This window comes from Diaphorobacter caeni, assembly GCF_015354245.1.
Taxonomy (GTDB): Bacteria; Pseudomonadota; Gammaproteobacteria; order Burkholderiales; family Burkholderiaceae_C; genus Diaphorobacter_A; species Diaphorobacter_A caeni.
Genome location: NZ_JADKYZ010000001.1, coordinates 693,449 through 710,106, shown reverse-complemented (window position 1 = coordinate 710,106; position 16,658 = coordinate 693,449). Strand labels below are relative to the sequence as shown.

Sequence of the window (16,658 nt, the reverse complement as noted above, 5' to 3'; positions counted from 1 at the left end):
ACCGAAACATGACGAACTGGAACCTTCCTTTCCCTTCCGCACGCCAGCCTGTGGTGGCGCGCAATGTGGTCGCCACCTCCCAACCCCTCGCCGCGCAGGCGGGCGCCCAGGCGTTCGCGCGCGGAGGCAATGCCATCGACGCTGCCCTCGCCGCAGCCATCACGCTGACCGTTGTCGAACCGACGATGAACGGCATCGGCGGCGACGCCTTCGCGCTGGTGTGGGATGGTGCGGCCTTGCATGGCCTGAACTCCTCGGGGCGCTCCCCCGCGAGCTGGACACCCGAGCGCTTCGCCGGTCTCGCCGCCATGCCCGCGCGCGGGTGGGACAGCGTCACCGTGCCCGGCTGCGTGGCCGCGTGGCACGCGCTGTCCGAACGCTTCGGCCAACTGCCCTTCGAAGAGCTGTTCCGTGATGCCGTGCGCCATGCGCGCGACGGCTTCCCCGTCAGCCCCGTGATCTCGCAGCAGTGGGCACAGGCCGCCAAAGATCTGCACATGCAGCCGGGCTTCAACGAATTCATCCCCCAGGGTCGCGCGCCGCGCACGGGTGAAATCTGGAAGTTCGCCGCGCAGGCCGATACGCTCGAAGAGATCGCCCGCACCCGGGGCGAGAGCTTCTATCGCGGCGCGCTCGCGCAGAAGATTGCGGCGTTCGCTGCGGAACATGGCGCTGCGCTCAGCCTCTCGGACCTTGCCGCACACCAGGCGGAATGGGTGGACCCCGTGTCCGTCGCGTTCCAGGGGCACGAGGTCCATGAGATTCCGCCGAACGGCATCGGCATGGCAGCGCTCATCGCCATTGGCGTGATCGACCATCTGCCGTATGAGAAAACCGCTCCGGGCTCCGCGCAGCGCATGCATCTGGAGATCGAAGCCATGCGCCTCGCGTTCGCCGATGCGCACACGCACCTCGCCGACGCCGAGCACATGCGCGTGACCCAGGAACAGCTGCTCGCCCCCGCCTACCTGCGCGAGCGCGCCCGGTTGATCGACCCCGATCGCGCGGGTCAGTACGGCCCCGGGCAACCTCCGTCCGGCGGCACCGTGTACCTGTGCGCAGCCGATGCGCAGGGCCGCATGGTGTCGTTCATCCAGTCCAACTACAAGGGCTTCGGCTCGGGCGTCGTGGTTCCCGGAACCGGCATCGCGCTGCACAACCGTGCCCTCGGATTCGTCACCACGCCCGGCCATGTCAATCAGGTCGCGGGGGGCAAACGGCCGCTGCACAGCATCATCCCGGCGTTTGTCACGCGCGGCGGACAGCCCCTCATGGCGTTTGGCGTGATGGGCGGCAACATGCAGGCGCAGGGCCATCTGCAGATGGTCATGCGCTGTGTGGTGGAAGGCTGGAATCCGCAGGCCGCCTCCGACGCACCGCGCTGGCGCATCGACGACGCGGGGCAGCTGATCCTCGAGCCCACCGTGCCGCAGACCGTGGTGGAAGGACTGCGGTGCATGGGACATGACCCGAAGATCATGCCCCCGGGCAATCTCGAATTCGGCAGCGCTCAACTGGTGGCGCGCCTCGATGCGGACATCAGCGGCACCACCGATGCCGTCTACGTCGCCGGCTCGGATCATCGGCGCGACGGTCAGGCCGTCGGCTGCTGAAGCGCAACGAGCACGCAGCATCGCCATGACAGTCCATCGCGGCCGCATGTCCAACGACGTCTGCCAACGCATCGCGGACGAGATCGTGCTCGGCCACTTCCCGCCCGGCACGCGCATGGAGGAAGCCATGCTCGCGGAACGGCTCGGCGTCTCACGCACGCCGATCCGCGAGGCGCTGCGCCAACTGGCGACGCTCGGCCTCATCGAGCTGCGGCCCAACCGCAGCGCCACGGTGGCGCTGATCACCGAGGACCGGCTCACGCACCTGTTCGAGTCCATCGGCGATCTGGAGGCCGCCTGTGCGCGCTACGCGGCGATGCGCATGACCGAGGCCCAGCGCACGCAGCTGCGCGACGTTCACGCCGAAGGCTTCGCCGCCATGCAGGCGCGCAATGTGCAGCGCTACCACGAGCTCAACAGCCAGCTGCACGACGTGATCCTGCACGGCTCGCACAACCCCGAGCTGATCGAGGTGACGCAGAACCTGCAGAAGCGCGCGAACGCCTACCGCCGCAACCAGTTCATGCAGATCGCGCGCGTGGCGGCATCGTATGAAGAACACTGCGGCATCGTCGAGGCGCTGCTCGCCTATGACGCGGCCAACGCGTACCGGCAGATGCGCGCGCATGTGCATCACGCCCACGATGCGGCCTCGGGGCTGCGGGCGCTGTCGTTCGAGAAAACGGCGGGTTGATGCGGCGTCGCCGCTTGCCGTCATGCAGCCCCTGCAGCCCCTCCTGCAGCGCGGCAGGAGTGCACATTCACGCGCCACTCCCCCGCCTGCACCCGGCGCCCGTAGAGCCTCGGCACATCGACCCGAATCTCGCGCGATGCGGGAACGGCCGTCTCGTACGCGCACACGACAGCGCCATGCTCGTCGAGCAGCTCCCAGCGCGCATGGCCAGCGCTCGCGTCACCAATCGCGATGGAAAACACGGCGGAGCCCTCATTCATGCCGACGTGGAAGTCGGCGCCGTGTTCGAACTCGGCCTGCTTTGCGGGCGTGGGAAAAACGCGTGCGCCGGGCTCGAACCCCTGACTGTCGTGTGCGCAGACGCTCTGCGACAGCAAGGGCCAGACGACGAAGCGCAGAAAGTGCTGATCCATGACCCGCGCATTCATGAAGCGGCCGGTCTTCACGAAGTCGCGGATCAACTGCTCGACATTCTTGAACACGCCCTGCGCGCCGCCCCACATGCCCGCGAGGATCAGCTCGGTATGTGAATAACGGTCGCGCATGGTGTGGAACCATTGGCCGCTCGCAAGCCATTCATCGACGGCGGCTCGCTCGCGGTGCGAGACGAGAGAGTCGGCGTCGCGGATCAGAAAGCGCTTGACCGTGGGATCGTCCATCACGAAGAAGCGCCAGTAAAGGCCCGAGAGTTCCTTCTGCCGAGCGCTCACCTGCACCACGTCGGCGCCTTTGCCCTTGAGTTTCTGAACGACCGCAGCGGGCACGGTGTCGTCCACATAAAAGCGGCAGGTCCATTCGGGATAGATGTCCTTCGCGAGATCGACATTGATCAGCGAAGTCTCGCAGTAGCGCGGCAGACCGCCGAACAGCGAGTAGGCGATCACGTTCTCGCTGCGCTTTCCCGGATCGAAAGCGGGAGGTGCGCCCTCGATGCTCGCCACCCGTGGCTCGCCCGCCACCTGATCGCGCTTGGACTGCAGCGCCAGTCCTGCGTATTTGCGCAACTCTTCCTCGTTCTTCAGATAGTGGCAGACCTCGGCAAGGCCGTCGTAGATGTTGGTGTTGACGCTGGCGCCACTGGCCTCGATGGCCTTGCGATAGTGGCGCAAGGCCTCCTCATGCAGGCCGCAGCGCAGCGCACTGTAGGCCAGGTCCATGAGCACCGGGGCGCGGCCCGGCACCTGAGCATGCACCTTGAGCATGTGCCGGTAAGCACCTGGATAGTCCAACAACCGCATCAACTCCAGATAGGTCCTGGAATGGTCGCCAAGCGAGGCATTCTTGCGGCGAGCGTAGGCACTGGTTTTTTTCATGGTTCGTTCGTCTGGTTCGATCACAACTCCTCGACGTCGCCACACCCTCCATCATGTGGTCATGCGTGCAGCGACGTCCCCTGACGAGTATGGTCACATCAACCCGGCCGAGGCAAACACGATCACCGACAAGCAATCTCCATATCCACTGAGAATCATCAAAAGTCACAAGTTTCCGCGCGAAAAAAGAAAGGCTCATCGCAGTTTGGTGAGGAGTTCTCCGTATGCAGGAGCGGGCCAACGAAGCTCGCCGAGCATTTGTACAAGCACCGCAACGGCGAAATGGGTCATAGCGCCAGGCGTCGAAGCCGCAGATCAGTACAAGCGTACGGCAAGGCTTCGCAACGACGCGATATGGCCCATTTCGCCGCCTTCGAACGACTGACCAAACGCTGCCGAAGGCGACGTCGCAATCGAAGCCCGCGCGCAGAAAAAAAGCGGCACCGCATCTGGCCGCCCCCCGATATTCCGTGAAGAATCAAAAAAGCAGACCCAGACGGGCTGCCTTGTCGGCAGCGGTCCGGATCGGCCTTCGTTGAAGCGCGGACTGCGGGCTTACTTACCGCCCACCACCTTCACGTTCGTATTCGGCGATTCACCAAACATCTCCGGCGCGTAGAGCGCCTCCACGCGACTCGGCGGCATCGAGAACTCGCCCGCGTTGTTCAGGCGCACGGTGTACTCCATACTGATCGAGCCCTTGGGGATGTACTGATAGTAACTGCGGAAGGACTCGAAGCTGCGTTCCTCAAACGCTGGCCAGGCCCAGCCCTCGCGCTTTTCGCCCTTGGTCGCGATCTCCGAATCGCGGCCCAGTCCGCCGCCGAGGATGGTGGCCCCTGCCGGAATCGGATCGGTGATCGCCACCCAGGTCATGTCGGCGCTCGCGTTCACCTCGAGCTTCACGCGCAGCACATCGCCGCGTGAGTAAGTATTGGCGGGCAAAGACTTGTCGGCCTGCTCGAGCGGCGTGACCGTCTTCTTGATCGCATAACCCGCCGCGAACGGTTCCTTCAGGCGAATGGCCGCGACCGACTGCACGGTAAGCCACGGCTTGCCGCTGCCGACCTGGGTGACGTTCAGACTCTCGGGCGCGGGCGTCCACGGCAGGAACATGGTGTTGTTCTTGAAGCTGCCCGGCGATGCGGGTGCACCGAACCATGTCGTCTGGTTTGGCGCGCCGCCCGCATCGGTGGTCTTCACGCGCTCGACCTTGCTCCAGTCCACCAGTGCCGAGTTCGCTCCCAGCGTGGCCTTGGTGAAGCCCGCCACAGGAATGGACTCATGCACCGCGCTGAATTTCTCAAGTGCCAGACCGCCCCAGAAGTTGGCCGAGGTGGTGTGCCACGCGCCGTTCTGCTGCCGCTGGATGAAGCCGTTGGCGATGCGGCCGATGTCGTCCTTCCAGGCGGGATCGTTCATCACCGCGATCAGCAGGCGTGCCATGTTGACGTCGCCGTTCTGCATCAGCCACCACCAGTAGTCGTCCTTCTCGGTGCTGAAGAGCACCTTGGTGCCCTGGAACGACAGGCGTGCGCGCAGGATCTGCGTGGCCTCCGCGATCTTCTGGTCGCGCTCGGGAATGTCCTTCATGCGCTTGAGCACCATGAACCAGTCGATCACCGAGTGCGTGGGCCACTGGTTGGGCGTGATCTGGATGCTGGTGAGCATGCGCGGCGTGGCCTTGCCGTAGCGCGAGAGCGCCTCGACCGCCGCCATCTTGCGCATGTCCAGATCCTTGCGCGGGCTCCAGAAGCTGCGCTGGATGCGCCCCTCGACGAACGCGGTGAGGCCGCTCACCATGGTGTCGAAGGCCTCGGGCGGCAGCGTGAATTCGGGATGCAGCCCCGACGCCTCGTTGGACGCGGACAGCAGATAGGCCGTGAGTGTGTCACTGCCCATGTTGACGTCGCCGGCGCGTGGCGGGAAATACATCGCGAGACCGTCGCCGTCCAGATAGGTCGGCAGCTGGGACATCACCGATTGCCACATCACGCCATCGCGCATGCCGACTGCCTTGCTGGTCTTCTGCTCAAGACAGAGGAACGGATAGTTGTTCCACCAGTCGCGTACTGCGGGCAGGCCTTCGGCGAGCCTCGGCTGCAGCGCGAGCTTGAGGCCACCGCGTCCGGCGATCGCGTCGGCGGGCGGCGCCACGCTCATCGCGACGCTGCCGTCCACCTGCATCAAGGTGCCCTGCTGCACGGTCAGCGGAATCGCGGGGATCAGCTTCTGCGTCACCTTGAGCGCATCGCGCGCACCGGCGGTGAGGTCCTTGGCCTCGATCTCCCACATCAGCGCCTGCGCACGCGTCTGCGCGAGCTGCGCTGGCGCGGTCACGTCCCAGGTCACTTCGCGGGAATCGTTCGCGGGAATGTCCACGGTCTGCTTGTCGAGCGTGAGCAGCGCGGCGCGCGGCGTGACCTCGACCTTCATCGCATTCGCGGTGGTGTTGCGCAGCGTGAGCATCGCGCGGAACTGGTCGTCCTCGCGCACCAGCGGCGGCAGGCCGCTGATGATCTGCAGGTCCTGCGTGGCGCGGATTTCGGTGCTTCCGGTGCCGAACAGGCTCACGCCCGCATCGGCCACGGCCACGATCTTGAAGGTGGTCAGCGCATCGTTGAGCGGCACCTCGACCTTCGCCTGACCGTTGGCGTCGAGCTTGATCGAGGGCTTCCACACCAGCAGGGTGTCGAGCAGCTCGCGCGCCTGAAGATTGCCGCCGCCACCGCCTGCGGGCACGGCCTTCTTGCCGTAGTGTCTGCGGCCGATGATCTCCATCTGCGCGGTCGATGTCTCCACGCCCCAGGAGCGGCGCTGCAGCATCGCCTCCAGCAGATTCCAGCTGGTGTTGGGCTTGAGCGCCAGAAGCGCCTTGTCCACCGCGGCCAGCGCGATTTCCGCACCGGCTGCGGGCTTGCCGTCGGGCAGCGTGGCCGAGATCGTCACCTGCGCCTTGCCGCGCACCGGGTAGCTTTCCTTGTCCGCCGCCACCTTCACGTCGATCTGATGGCCTTTGGTGCCCACGCGCAGCTCGGTCATGCCGAAGCGGTAGGCGGGCTTGGACAGATCGACCATCGCGGTCGGCGCGACGTATTCCTTGCCCTCGTACCAGAAGGCATTCCACCATTCACGCGGTGCCTTGAAGCCCCAGGTGAAAAAGCTGTACCACGGCACCTCGCGCAGACGCCCGCGCAACACGAACACGCTCACGTAGACGTTCGGGCCCCAGGCCTCCTGGATCTTCACGTTCACCGTCGGGTCCTGGCCGTTGAGCTGCACGACCTCGGAGCTCAGAATGCCCTCGCGCTCCACCGTCACCAGCGCGGTGGCGTAGCGGAACGGCATGCGCACCTGCAACTGGGCGGTCTCGCCGGGCTGGTAGCTCTTCTTTTCGGGCAGCACGTCGATGCGGTCGTGGTCCTCACCGCCGAACCACAGCTCACCCTGACGCGTGACCCAGACGGTCGCGGCCGCAAGCGATTCGTTGCCGTCCTTGTCGCGCGCCTTGGCGATCAGTTCGACCTCGCCGGCCTCGGACATCTTCGACTCGCAGAGCACCAGACCACGGCTGTCGGTCTTGCCCGTGCAGATGATGCCCAGATCCCTGGTCTCGGTCTTGTTGTCATAGCTGTAGAAGCCGCCCACCATGCGCTTGCGGCTGGTGGTGGTGATGCGGGCCACGGCCTGCACCTCGACCGGCACGCCGGTCTGCGGCTTGCCGTCCAGTCCCAGCGTCAGCGCCTGGTACTTCATCTTGCTCGAAGCCGACACCCAGCCCTCGGTCTTGATGCCCGCGATCACGCCGGCCGGCCAGAGCGTCTGCGTGCTGCGCAGCGTCTGCACTTCGCCGTTCGGATCGGCGTAGGTCGCCTCGAGCACCATGTCCTGCGGCGCGCGCGACTGCGGCACCTTGTCGATGGTGACCGTGCCCGCGCCCTTGGCGTCGAGCGTCACCGGCAGCTTGTCGGCGATGACGCGGTTGTCCTCCGAGGAAGTGGCTTCCTCGTTGTCGCTGTGGCCGCCCGGGTTCGCATCGCGCTGGCGCGGCGGCTGGAAGCTGAACATCTCGAAATCCGAAAAGTTCATGCTCCTGCCGCGCACCATCGACGACACGCGCACCGGCAGGCGCGCGGCCGGGCCGCCCGAGACGTAGTTGATCTGCACGTCGACCGGCACGCTGCGGGGACGCACCAGCGGCTTCTTGTCGGTCGGCGTGATGCGGCCGTCGAACACCGGCAGGCGGAACTCTTCCACGCGGAAGCTCCCCGAGCCGAAGCTGCGTTCGCTGCTCTGCGCCTGGTCCTTGAGTTCGACGCCGTATTCGCCGAGCTTGGCGGCGGGCGGAATCTTGAAGCTGCTCTCGGCGCTCAGGCCACCGGTCGCGGTCTTGCGCCACTGCAGCGCTTCGCTGAACTGCTGGCCGCTGCCCAGATGGGTGATGACCAGCGTGCCCGGCGTCACATCCGGCAGACTGAAGCCCTTCATGTTCTGCGTGCGCAGATAGTGCTTCATCGACACGGTCTCGCCCGCGCGCAGCAGCGTGCGGTCGAACACGGTATGCGCCACCTGATCGGGGTCGGTCTCGCTGCTCGTGGGCACGTTGAAGCGCCACGGCTCGATGCCGCGCTGCCAGTCGCTCCAGGTGAAGGCCATGTCCTCCACGCCGTCCGCGCCCTTGGCGCGGGCGCTCACGAAGTAGGCGTGGCTGTAGTCGTCCTCGCTGCTGCAGGCTTCGGCCTGGGGCAGCAGCGTGTCGAACTTCGCGATGCCCTTGGCGTCGGTGGTCGCGCGGGCCACTTCGGCGCCGCTGCAGCTCGAGACGCGCACGACGGCACCCGGCACCACCTGGCCCTTGTCGAGCGTGGTCACCCAGGCCTCGGAGTTCTCGCGCCCGAGCTTGAAGTGCACGGCCAGATTGGTCACCAGCGCCGAGGTGCGCACATACATCGTGCGCCCTGCGCCGAGCTCTTCGCTGAGCAGCGCCTTGCCGAGCATCGGCGACGCGATCTCGACCACATGAAAGCCCACCGGCAGCGGAATGCCCACCACTTCAAACGGGCGTGGATCGGTGCTGTTGGTCTTGGGCACATCGAGCGTCTTCACGTTGCTCTGGCCGCCGAGCAGCGAGAGCGCACGCGTCTGCACGATCGAATCGCGCTCGTTGCCCTCGCCCCCGAGCAGCTTGGGCAGCGCGCCCTTCACGTCCTTGGCTGCGGTCTTGCGCGAGACGGACCACTCGTTGTACTGCTGCACCTTGCGGTACCAGCGGATGATCTCCGCATCCGTGCCGGGTTTGAAGGTGCTGACCTTGGGCGGCTGGCTCTGCGCCGTCTTTGCGGCCGTGGCCGCGTCAAGACCGCTGACCTGCAGCGCCTGCTCCACATTGCGCAGCGTGACCGGCAGCAGCGCCGGACCTTCGGGGCCTTCCGCAAAGCGCTCGACAATGCCGAACGTCCCCGCCGCGAACTTGGCGAGCGGCGGCATCTGGCCTGCGGAGACCGCGAGCGGAAAGCCCGCCGCGTTGTCCAGCGTGCGACCCGAGGCGTCCTGGAAACCCTTGGGCAGCTCGATGGTGAACTTGGCGCCTGGCGTGAACGGTGGATCGAACTGCACGCTGCCCAGCACCGAATCGGCATCGGCCGCTTCGTTTCCGAGGTTGGGCTTGACCGAACCAGCCGAAGACTTGAGGCGAATGCCGTCGGCCAGCTTGCGCGAGACCGGCGCATTGAAGTTGAGCAGCATCGGACGGATCGGCAGACAGCCCGACTGCGCGCTCTCGCGCTCGCAGGAGAAATCCGCATGGAAGGGCTCGCGCACCTTGTACGAGAAGCGCTTTTCCTGCGTGTTGGCTACGCCGCTTGGCGTGGCAACGCCCTTGCCGAAAACGATCTGCATGTCCGAGCCCGACGACAGGCGGCGGTTGCACGACAGCGTCACATAGGACAGCGGCGCGCGCGCGGCGTCCTTCTCGAGGCCCTGCGCCTTCAGCAGCTCTTCACGCTGCTTGCCCTCGATGAGCCGCACCGGAATGCGCTCGCCGACGCCGCTTGCGACGCACCAGACGTTCTGCCGGATGCTGTCCAGCGTCGCGCCGCCGTTGAGCGTGAGCGTGAAGTACTGCTCCTCGTCGATGGCCTGATACGTGCCGGGCTGGATGTAGCGCACGAACGGACCGCCGGTGCTGAACGCGTAGCTTTTCTGGCCGCTGATCTCGGCATCGCTTGGCGACTTGAAGCCCGATTTCAGCGTCGCCGTGCAGCGCACGCCGGGCGGCAGATCCTTGACAAAGTCGTAGACCCATTCGCGGTCGCCGGTCCAGCGGCCCGTGCCCTTGCCGGCATCGGCGTCATCGCACGACACCGAGAGCGGCGCGGCCGCCTTGGGATCACCGAAGCGCACGGCCGCGCTGTCGAACTTGGCCACCAGTTGCCGCACGCGCGATACCTCGCCCTGCGGTGACAGACTGGTGATGGTCAATGCCTGCGCCGCGCCGCTCGCCATGAGCGCCAGCGTCAGGAGTGCTCCGCGAAAGCGAATCGTGCCTGTTGTCATATGGAATTCTCGAAAATCCGAAGGAATGCCGCTGCAGACCTCCTCCTGTCTGCACGCGGCATTGCGAGCGTTTTGCGTGATTCTGCTACGAGCGCCTCCGCGCCCACCCACCCTTCTCGGGTCACGGTGCGCACCACTTGCGCAGCGCCAGACCGCACACACTCAATTGCTTGCGACGAATATAGTCTGAAAATGCGTCAGCCCCATGCGCAAGGGTTCGCTCCAAAAGACACGCTAGTTACCTATATTCACAAACAAGCATGACACAGCTTTCAATGCGCCTCATCGAGCCCCCGAACTGGAGCCGAGCGGCCATCCATGCGGTCGATGCCGATTTCGAGCCCGCCATGGTTGAACAGATTCTCAAGCACCTTCCGGTGGTGCTGGAGCAACTGCAGCGCGCAGTGCAGACGTATCTGGATGAAACGCCCGATGATGGCCTTTTCCCGCTCAAAGAACGCATGACCGGCGAGTTCTACGCAGGCGATCTCTCATTCCACCTTCATGCATCGGAGACGGGAACGCCCGTGCACCGCTTCAGCATTCTGGCTCATTGCCTTGAAAAGCAGGAATATGTGCCCACCCCTGATCGCGACTATCTCGGATTGGAAGTGCACTTTGTTTGGGACGCGCCGACCCATTCAGCGATATTCGAAGGTGATGTTGATTCGAGCTCGATCTGAGAGCGCGTTCACGACCTTCACACGCTCTGAGATCACTGTGGCTGGAATCCGCTCTCGCGAATGATCTTTGTCCAGACCTGGGCGTAGGCATGCTCGCGCGTGGCGAGTTGTGCGGGAGTCATGTAATCGACATTGATGCCCATGCCGGTGAGCTGATCGCGCACATCGGGCATGGCGACGACCTTGGCGAGCGCCTGCGTGAAGCGCTCGATGAACGTGGCCGGCGTGCCGGTGGGTGCGTAGATGCCGTAGTAAGGCAGGTCCTCGAAGCCCTTGAGGCCGAGCTCGGAGAACGTCGGCACATCGGGCAGCGCGGACTGGCGCTTGCCGCCGAGCACGGCCAGCACGCGCAGCTTGCCGGCCTTGTGGTTTTCGAGAAAGTCCTGCACCGAGCCAATGCCCGCAGGGATCTGGTTGGCCAGCATGTCCGCAATCATCGGCGCGCTGCCTCGGTACGGCGCGGCCAACAGGTCGAGCTGGTAGCGCTTGCCAAGCAACTGCACCAGAAATTCGGGCGTCGATGCCGGCGCAGGAATGCCCACGGCACTCTTGCCATGGCCGTGGCTTTTCACCCAGCTCACGTACTCCGAAAAGCTCTTGGCTGGCGTGTGGGCCGAGACCGCGAAGCAGTTCACGAAATTCGCAAAACCGCCTGCGGGAATGAAATCCTTGTCGGGATCGAAACCCGGCTTCTTCACGACCTGGGGAAGGATGGAGATCGTGTGGTCGTGCGTGACGAACAGCGTGCTGCCGTCCGCAGGCGAGGCCTTGAGCACCTGCGCCGCGATCTGCCCACCGGCACCGGGGCGGTTGTCCACGATGACGTTCTCGCCGAGCTGGTCCTTGAGTTTCTCAGCCAGCAGGCGCGCGATCGCATCAGTGCCGCCGCCGGGCGGAAAGCCGACCAGCAGCCTGATCGTCCTGCTCCCCTCGGCAAGGCTCCATGGCGCATGGCTCGCCGCCGTGGCAGCCAATGAGAACTGAAGAACGCGGCGGCGGGAAATGCGCATGGAAAACTCCGAGGTAAGCAGACAGACCTAGTCCGCACATATCAAGCCAAGAATACGTGATTCATGGCACTTCGCACGTCGCACCTCCCACAGCGCACGAAACCGACGCGGCCCGCACGAGGGCAGCCGCGCAAAGGCCGCCCCGCCGCGCTGGCTGCGTCCCCTGCCCGAAACGCAACGCGTTTCGAGAGCGGGGGAAGGCGCGAAGCGACTCAGGGGGGCTTCCTCTCAAACCAGACGAGCGCGGTTCTTGGCGATCTGCTGACGCACTTGCGCAGGGGCCGTGCCACCCAGCGTGTTGCGCGCGTTGAGCGAGCCTTCAAGGCTCAGCGCCTCGAACACGTCCGCTTCGATGTTCGGATTGAACGCCTGCAGCTCGGCGAGCGGCAGCTCGCTCAGGTCCACGCCCTGCTGCTGCGCCAGCTTCACTGCGTGCGCGACGGTCTCGTGGGCATCGCGGAAGGGCAGGCCCTTCTTGACGAGGTAGTCGGCCAGATCGGTGGCCGTGGCGTAGCCCTTTTGCGCGGCGGCGCGCATGTTGGCGGCGTTCACGGTGATGCCGCCTTCCTTCTTGCCGGTCGCCGGGTTGATCTGGCCGCCGATCATCTCGGCGAAGATGCGCAGCGTGTCCTTCAAGGTGTCCACGGTGTCGAACAGCGGTTCCTTGTCTTCCTGGTTGTCCTTGTTGTAGGCCAGTGGCTGGCCCTTCATCAGCGTGATCAGGCCCATCAGATGGCCGACGACGCGGCCGGTCTTGCCGCGCGCGAGTTCTGGCACGTCGGGGTTCTTCTTCTGCGGCATGATCGACGAGCCGGTGGTGAAGCGGTCGGCGATGCGGATGAAGCCGAAGTTCTGGCTCATCCAGATGATCAGCTCTTCCGACAGGCGGCTCACGTGCACCATGCACAGGCTCGCGGCGGCGGTGAATTCGATGGCGAAGTCACGGTCGCTCACGCCGTCGAGGCTGTTCTGCGACACGGCGTCCATGCCCAGCGTCTTCGCGACGCGTTCACGGTCGAGCGGGTAGGTCGTGCCGGCCAGCGCGGCCGAGCCCAGCGGCAGCACGTTGACGCGCTTCCTCACGTCGAGCATGCGGTCTGCGTCGCGCTTGAACATTTCCACATAGGCGAGCAAATGGTGCGCAAAGCTCACCGGCTGGGCCACCTGCAGGTGGGTGAAGCCCGGCAGGATCACCTCGACGTTCTGCTCTGCCACTTCGACGAGCGAGAGCTGCAGCTCGCTCAGCAGGCCTTCGATCAGGTCGATCTCGCCGCGCAGCCACAGGCGCACGTCGGTGGCGACCTGGTCATTGCGGCTGCGGCCGGTGTGCAGGCGCTTGCCCGCATCGCCCACGAGCTGCGTGAGGCGCGCCTCGATGTTCAGGTGCACGTCTTCCAGATCGAGCTTCCATTCGAACGCGCCGGATTCGATTTCCTGCGTGATCTGCGCCATGCCCTTCTGGATGGATGCCAGATCGTCCGCACCGATGATGCCCTGCGCCGCCAGCATCTCCGCGTGCGCCAGCGAGCCCTGAATGTCCGCCTGCCACATGCGCTTGTCGAAGAACACGCTTGACGTATAGCGCTTGACCAGGTCGCTCATGGGCTCGGAGAACAGGGCCGACCATGCCTCCGCTTTGGTGGCGAGTTGGTCTTTTGATGGTTGCGATGCTGCAGAAGTTGACATGAGAGGGCAATAATCCGGTTTGTTCCGACACCCGAGAAAGCCGGATGCCGCAATGCAAGATACCGAAATTTTATCGACCCTTCCGCCCCTCGGCCAAAAACCGCCCGAACGCCCCTTCCAGGAGGAGCGGATGCAGGTGTTTGACGCCTGTCACATCGGCGTGGTGCTGCGCGCCGTTCTGTTCGTGGAAGTGGTGCTCGCGGTGGGCGTGATGTTCCACGCCAGCACGCCCGTGGACTGGCTTTCGCGGCTGGCGCTGGTCACCGGCGGCGCCCTGCCCTCGACGCTCGGCTGGCTGCTGTGCACCTGTGCGCTCAAGAGCCAGCTGCAGCGGCTGCCGACCGCCATGCAGTACCTGCTTGGCACCATGCTGGGATTCATAGCGGGAGTGAGCACCTGCAAACTTTTGGTATGGGTGCTGTCCGACGCGGGGGAATGGCCGCAGCTTGCCAGCGGCTTTGCGGGCGGGCTGATGGCGCTGGCGCTGGTGGCGGCGCTGCAGATGCGCGCGCGTGGCCGCACGCCTGCGGCCACCACCGCGCGGCTGACCGAGCTGCAGGCCCGCATCCGGCCGCACTTTCTTTTCAACACGCTCAACAGCGCCGTGGCGCTCGTGCGCGAAGAGCCCGCCAAGGCCGAGGCCCTGCTTGAAGACCTGAGCGACCTGTTCCGCCACGCGCTGATGGAGCAAGGCACCTCGTCCACGCTGGAGGAGGAAATCACCCTGGCCCAGCGCTATCTCGACATCGAACAGGTGCGCTTTGGCGAGCGCATGCGCGTGCAATGGCACCTCGACCCCGACGCGATGCAGTCCACGCTGCCGCCGCTTCTGCTGCAGCCGCTGGTGGAAAACGCGGTCAAACACGGGATCGAGCCCTGCGCGCGGGGCGGCAAGCTGCGCATCAGCACCGAACTGCGCAACCGCCGCGTGATCCTGCAGATCACCAACACCCTGCCCGACACCGCCGAGGGCGAGGCCAATGCCACGCGCGGGCATGGCATCGCGCTGGCCAATGTGCGCGAGCGGTTGCGTTTGCTGCACGACGTGGATTGCGACTTCAGCGCAGGCATGCAAAATGGCCTGTATCGGGTGCGCATCGCCCTGCCCGCCTCCCAACCCCACACACCCTAGCCACTTATCGCGGAATGAACATCCTGATCGTCGATGATGAAGCGCTGGCCCGCAGCCGGCTTCGCACCCTGCTCTCCGACTGCCATGCGGACTACAACGTGCAGGAGGCCGCGCACGCCGCCGAGGCCCTGACCGTGCTGCAGCAGCGCACGGGCGCGGACATCGATCTGGTGCTGCTGGACATCCACATGCCCGGCCAGGACGGCCTGTCGCTTGCCCAGACCATCCAGCAGATGCCCAACCCGCCCGCCATCGTCTTCGTGACGGCGCACGTGGACCACGCGGTGAGCGCGTTCGAACTCGACGCGACCGACTATCTGACCAAGCCGGTGCGCCTCGCGCGGCTGCAGCAGGCCTTGGCGAAGGTGCAGCGCCTGCCGCGCGCGCAGGGCACCGTGACGCCGCCCGTGGCGGACAACGAGGCCTCCATCGTCATTCAGGAGCGCGGCCGCACGGTGCGCATTCCGATGGCCGAGGTGCTGTATCTGAAGGCCGAGCAGAAATACGTGACCGTGCGCACCTTCGCGCGCAGCTACATTCTGGACGGCTCGCTCTCGGAGCTCGAAGCTCGCTACGCCGAGCATTTCATGCGCGTGCACCGCAGCATGCTGGTGGCACGCCGCGCCCTGCGCTCGATTGAAAAGCACTACGACGCCGAAGAGGGCGAAGGCTGGGCCGTGCGCCTGCAGGGCCTGGCCGAGCTGCTGCCGGTCTCGCGCAGGCAGGTGTCGGCCGTGCGCGAGGCGCTCACCCTGCAGTGAGCTTCGCCCAAAAACAGGCTCTCAACGCAACCAGCCCGGTGCACAGCGCACGAAACTGGCGCATCCTATGAGAGAGCGGCCGCGCAAGGGCCGCCGCGCCGCGCTGGCTGTGTCCCCTGCCCGAAACGCAAAGCGTGTCGAGAGCGGGGAAAGGCGCGAAGCGACTCAGGGGGCTGTTTCTTGTCAATGAACGTGAGCGGCCTTGCTCACAAACGTGACGATCAGAATGCCGGCCACGAGCCACGCGATCTGCGCGAAGGTCTCCGCCGCTGACAGGCGCTTTTGCAGTTGCGGGATCAGGTCGGCCAGCGCCACGTAGATGAAGCTGGCGGAAGCGATCACCAGCAGGTACATCAGGCCATCGTGCAGCTGGTTGAGCAGGAAATAGCCCGCCAGGCCACCCAAAGCGGTCACCGCGCCCGCCAGAGACACCTTGATCAGCGCCATGCGGCGGTCCAGGCTGCCCTGGCTCATGACCACCAGATCGCCGATATGGTGCGGCACTTCGTGCGCCAGCACCGACACCGCCGCGACGATGCCCAGCCGCATGTCGGCCATGAAGGCCGAGGCGATCAGCACGCCGTCGCCAAAGCAGTGAACGCTGTCGCCCGTGAGGATCGACCAGCCGCCGCCTTGCTTGCCGTGCGAATGCGCATGGCCATGGTCGTGCCCATGATGTTCATGGCCGTGATGTTCATGCACGGCATCGTGCTTGTGAGCGCTTGCTTCCTGGCGATGCGCATCGTAGTGCTCGTGCCCGTGATGCCAGAGCTCCGCCTTGTCGAGCAGAAAGAAGAACACCAGCCCCACCAGCAGAATCGGGAACAGCTCGTGCGCATGCGCATGACCTTCCTCGAAGGCCTCGGGCAGCAGATGCATGAAGGCCGTGGCCAGCAATGCCCCGGCAGCCAGGCTCAGCAGGTGCTGCGTGCCCACGCGATTTCCGTTGCCCAGCCCAAAGCGCATCAGCAACGCCGCGATCCAGACACTCCCAATGCCAGCAGCCAGTGTGGCGATCAAAATTGCTACTAATTGCATAGCTTATTTCCGCAGGCGGACAGCACCCGCATGGTTTTCTTCCATCAACAAAAAAAGCCCCGTAGGGCTTTGCTTCCTCCTGCTTGGCTGGATGCTGGCTGAGCTGGGGAGCTACCAAAGGGGCACATTGTCCTCGTTTTGGCAGACCCCGACAGCCGCTGGGAGATCGTTGA

10 protein-coding genes are annotated in these 16,658 nt (G+C 65.2%); 5 read left to right on the top strand and 5 right to left on the bottom strand.

The window, feature by feature from the left end; translation table 11 throughout:
• Positions 1–8 precede the first annotated feature (8 nt).
• Complete coding sequence (locus ISG32_RS03065; RefSeq protein WP_194769520.1) at positions 9–1,613, top strand: gamma-glutamyltransferase family protein; 1,605 nt, start codon at positions 9–11, stop codon at positions 1,611–1,613.
• 25 nt (positions 1,614–1,638) lie between these two features.
• Positions 1,639–2,307, top strand: coding sequence for a GntR family transcriptional regulator (locus ISG32_RS03060; RefSeq protein WP_228529544.1), 669 nt, complete (start codon positions 1,639–1,641; stop codon positions 2,305–2,307).
• A gap of 20 nt (positions 2,308–2,327) precedes the next feature.
• Here the strand turns inward: ISG32_RS03060 and ISG32_RS03055 are convergent, their stop codons facing one another.
• Positions 2,328–3,620 carry a tetratricopeptide repeat protein gene (locus tag ISG32_RS03055; RefSeq protein ID WP_194769519.1) on the bottom strand — a complete coding sequence of 431 codons (1,293 nt, stop codon included), beginning with the start codon at positions 3,618–3,620 and terminating at the stop codon, positions 2,328–2,330.
• A 555-nt stretch (positions 3,621–4,175) separates the two neighbouring features.
• Positions 4,176–10,175 carry an alpha-2-macroglobulin family protein gene (locus ISG32_RS03050; protein ID WP_194769518.1) on the bottom strand — a complete coding sequence of 2,000 codons (6,000 nt, stop codon included), beginning with the start codon at positions 10,173–10,175 and terminating at the stop codon, positions 4,176–4,178.
• Between the two features lie 275 nt (positions 10,176–10,450).
• Here ISG32_RS03050 and ISG32_RS03045 point away from each other — a divergent pair, with 275 nt between their 5' ends.
• On the top strand, positions 10,451–10,858 hold the full coding sequence (locus tag ISG32_RS03045) for a hypothetical protein (RefSeq protein ID WP_194769517.1): 408 nt from the start codon (positions 10,451–10,453) through the stop codon (positions 10,856–10,858).
• Between the two features lie 32 nt (positions 10,859–10,890).
• Here ISG32_RS03045 and ISG32_RS03040 read toward each other — a convergent pair whose 3' ends face one another.
• The gene (locus tag ISG32_RS03040) at positions 10,891–11,868 is read right to left on the bottom strand and encodes a Bug family tripartite tricarboxylate transporter substrate binding protein (RefSeq protein WP_194769516.1); all 978 of its coding nucleotides are present in this window, start codon (positions 11,866–11,868) and stop codon (positions 10,891–10,893) included.
• Positions 11,869–12,096: 228 nt separating this feature from the next.
• Positions 12,097–13,554, bottom strand: coding sequence for an argininosuccinate lyase (argH, locus tag ISG32_RS03035; protein ID WP_194769515.1), 1,458 nt, complete (start codon positions 13,552–13,554; stop codon positions 12,097–12,099).
• 52 nt (positions 13,555–13,606) lie between these two features.
• Here argH and ISG32_RS03030 point away from each other — a divergent pair, with 52 nt between their 5' ends.
• Together ISG32_RS03030 and ISG32_RS03025 are read left to right on the top strand one after the other, a co-directional pair.
• On the top strand, positions 13,607–14,686 hold the full coding sequence (locus ISG32_RS03030; protein ID WP_194769514.1) for a sensor histidine kinase: 1,080 nt from the start codon (positions 13,607–13,609) through the stop codon (positions 14,684–14,686).
• 14 nt (positions 14,687–14,700) lie between these two features.
• Positions 14,701–15,447 carry a LytR/AlgR family response regulator transcription factor gene (locus tag ISG32_RS03025; protein WP_194769513.1) on the top strand — a complete coding sequence of 249 codons (747 nt, stop codon included), beginning with the start codon at positions 14,701–14,703 and terminating at the stop codon, positions 15,445–15,447.
• 183 nt (positions 15,448–15,630) lie between these two features.
• Here the strand turns inward: ISG32_RS03025 and ISG32_RS03020 are convergent, their stop codons facing one another.
• A complete protein-coding gene (locus ISG32_RS03020; protein ID WP_194769512.1) occupies positions 15,631–16,485 on the bottom strand; it encodes a ZIP family metal transporter in 855 nt (284 codons plus the stop codon).
• Positions 16,486–16,658 lie beyond the last annotated feature (173 nt).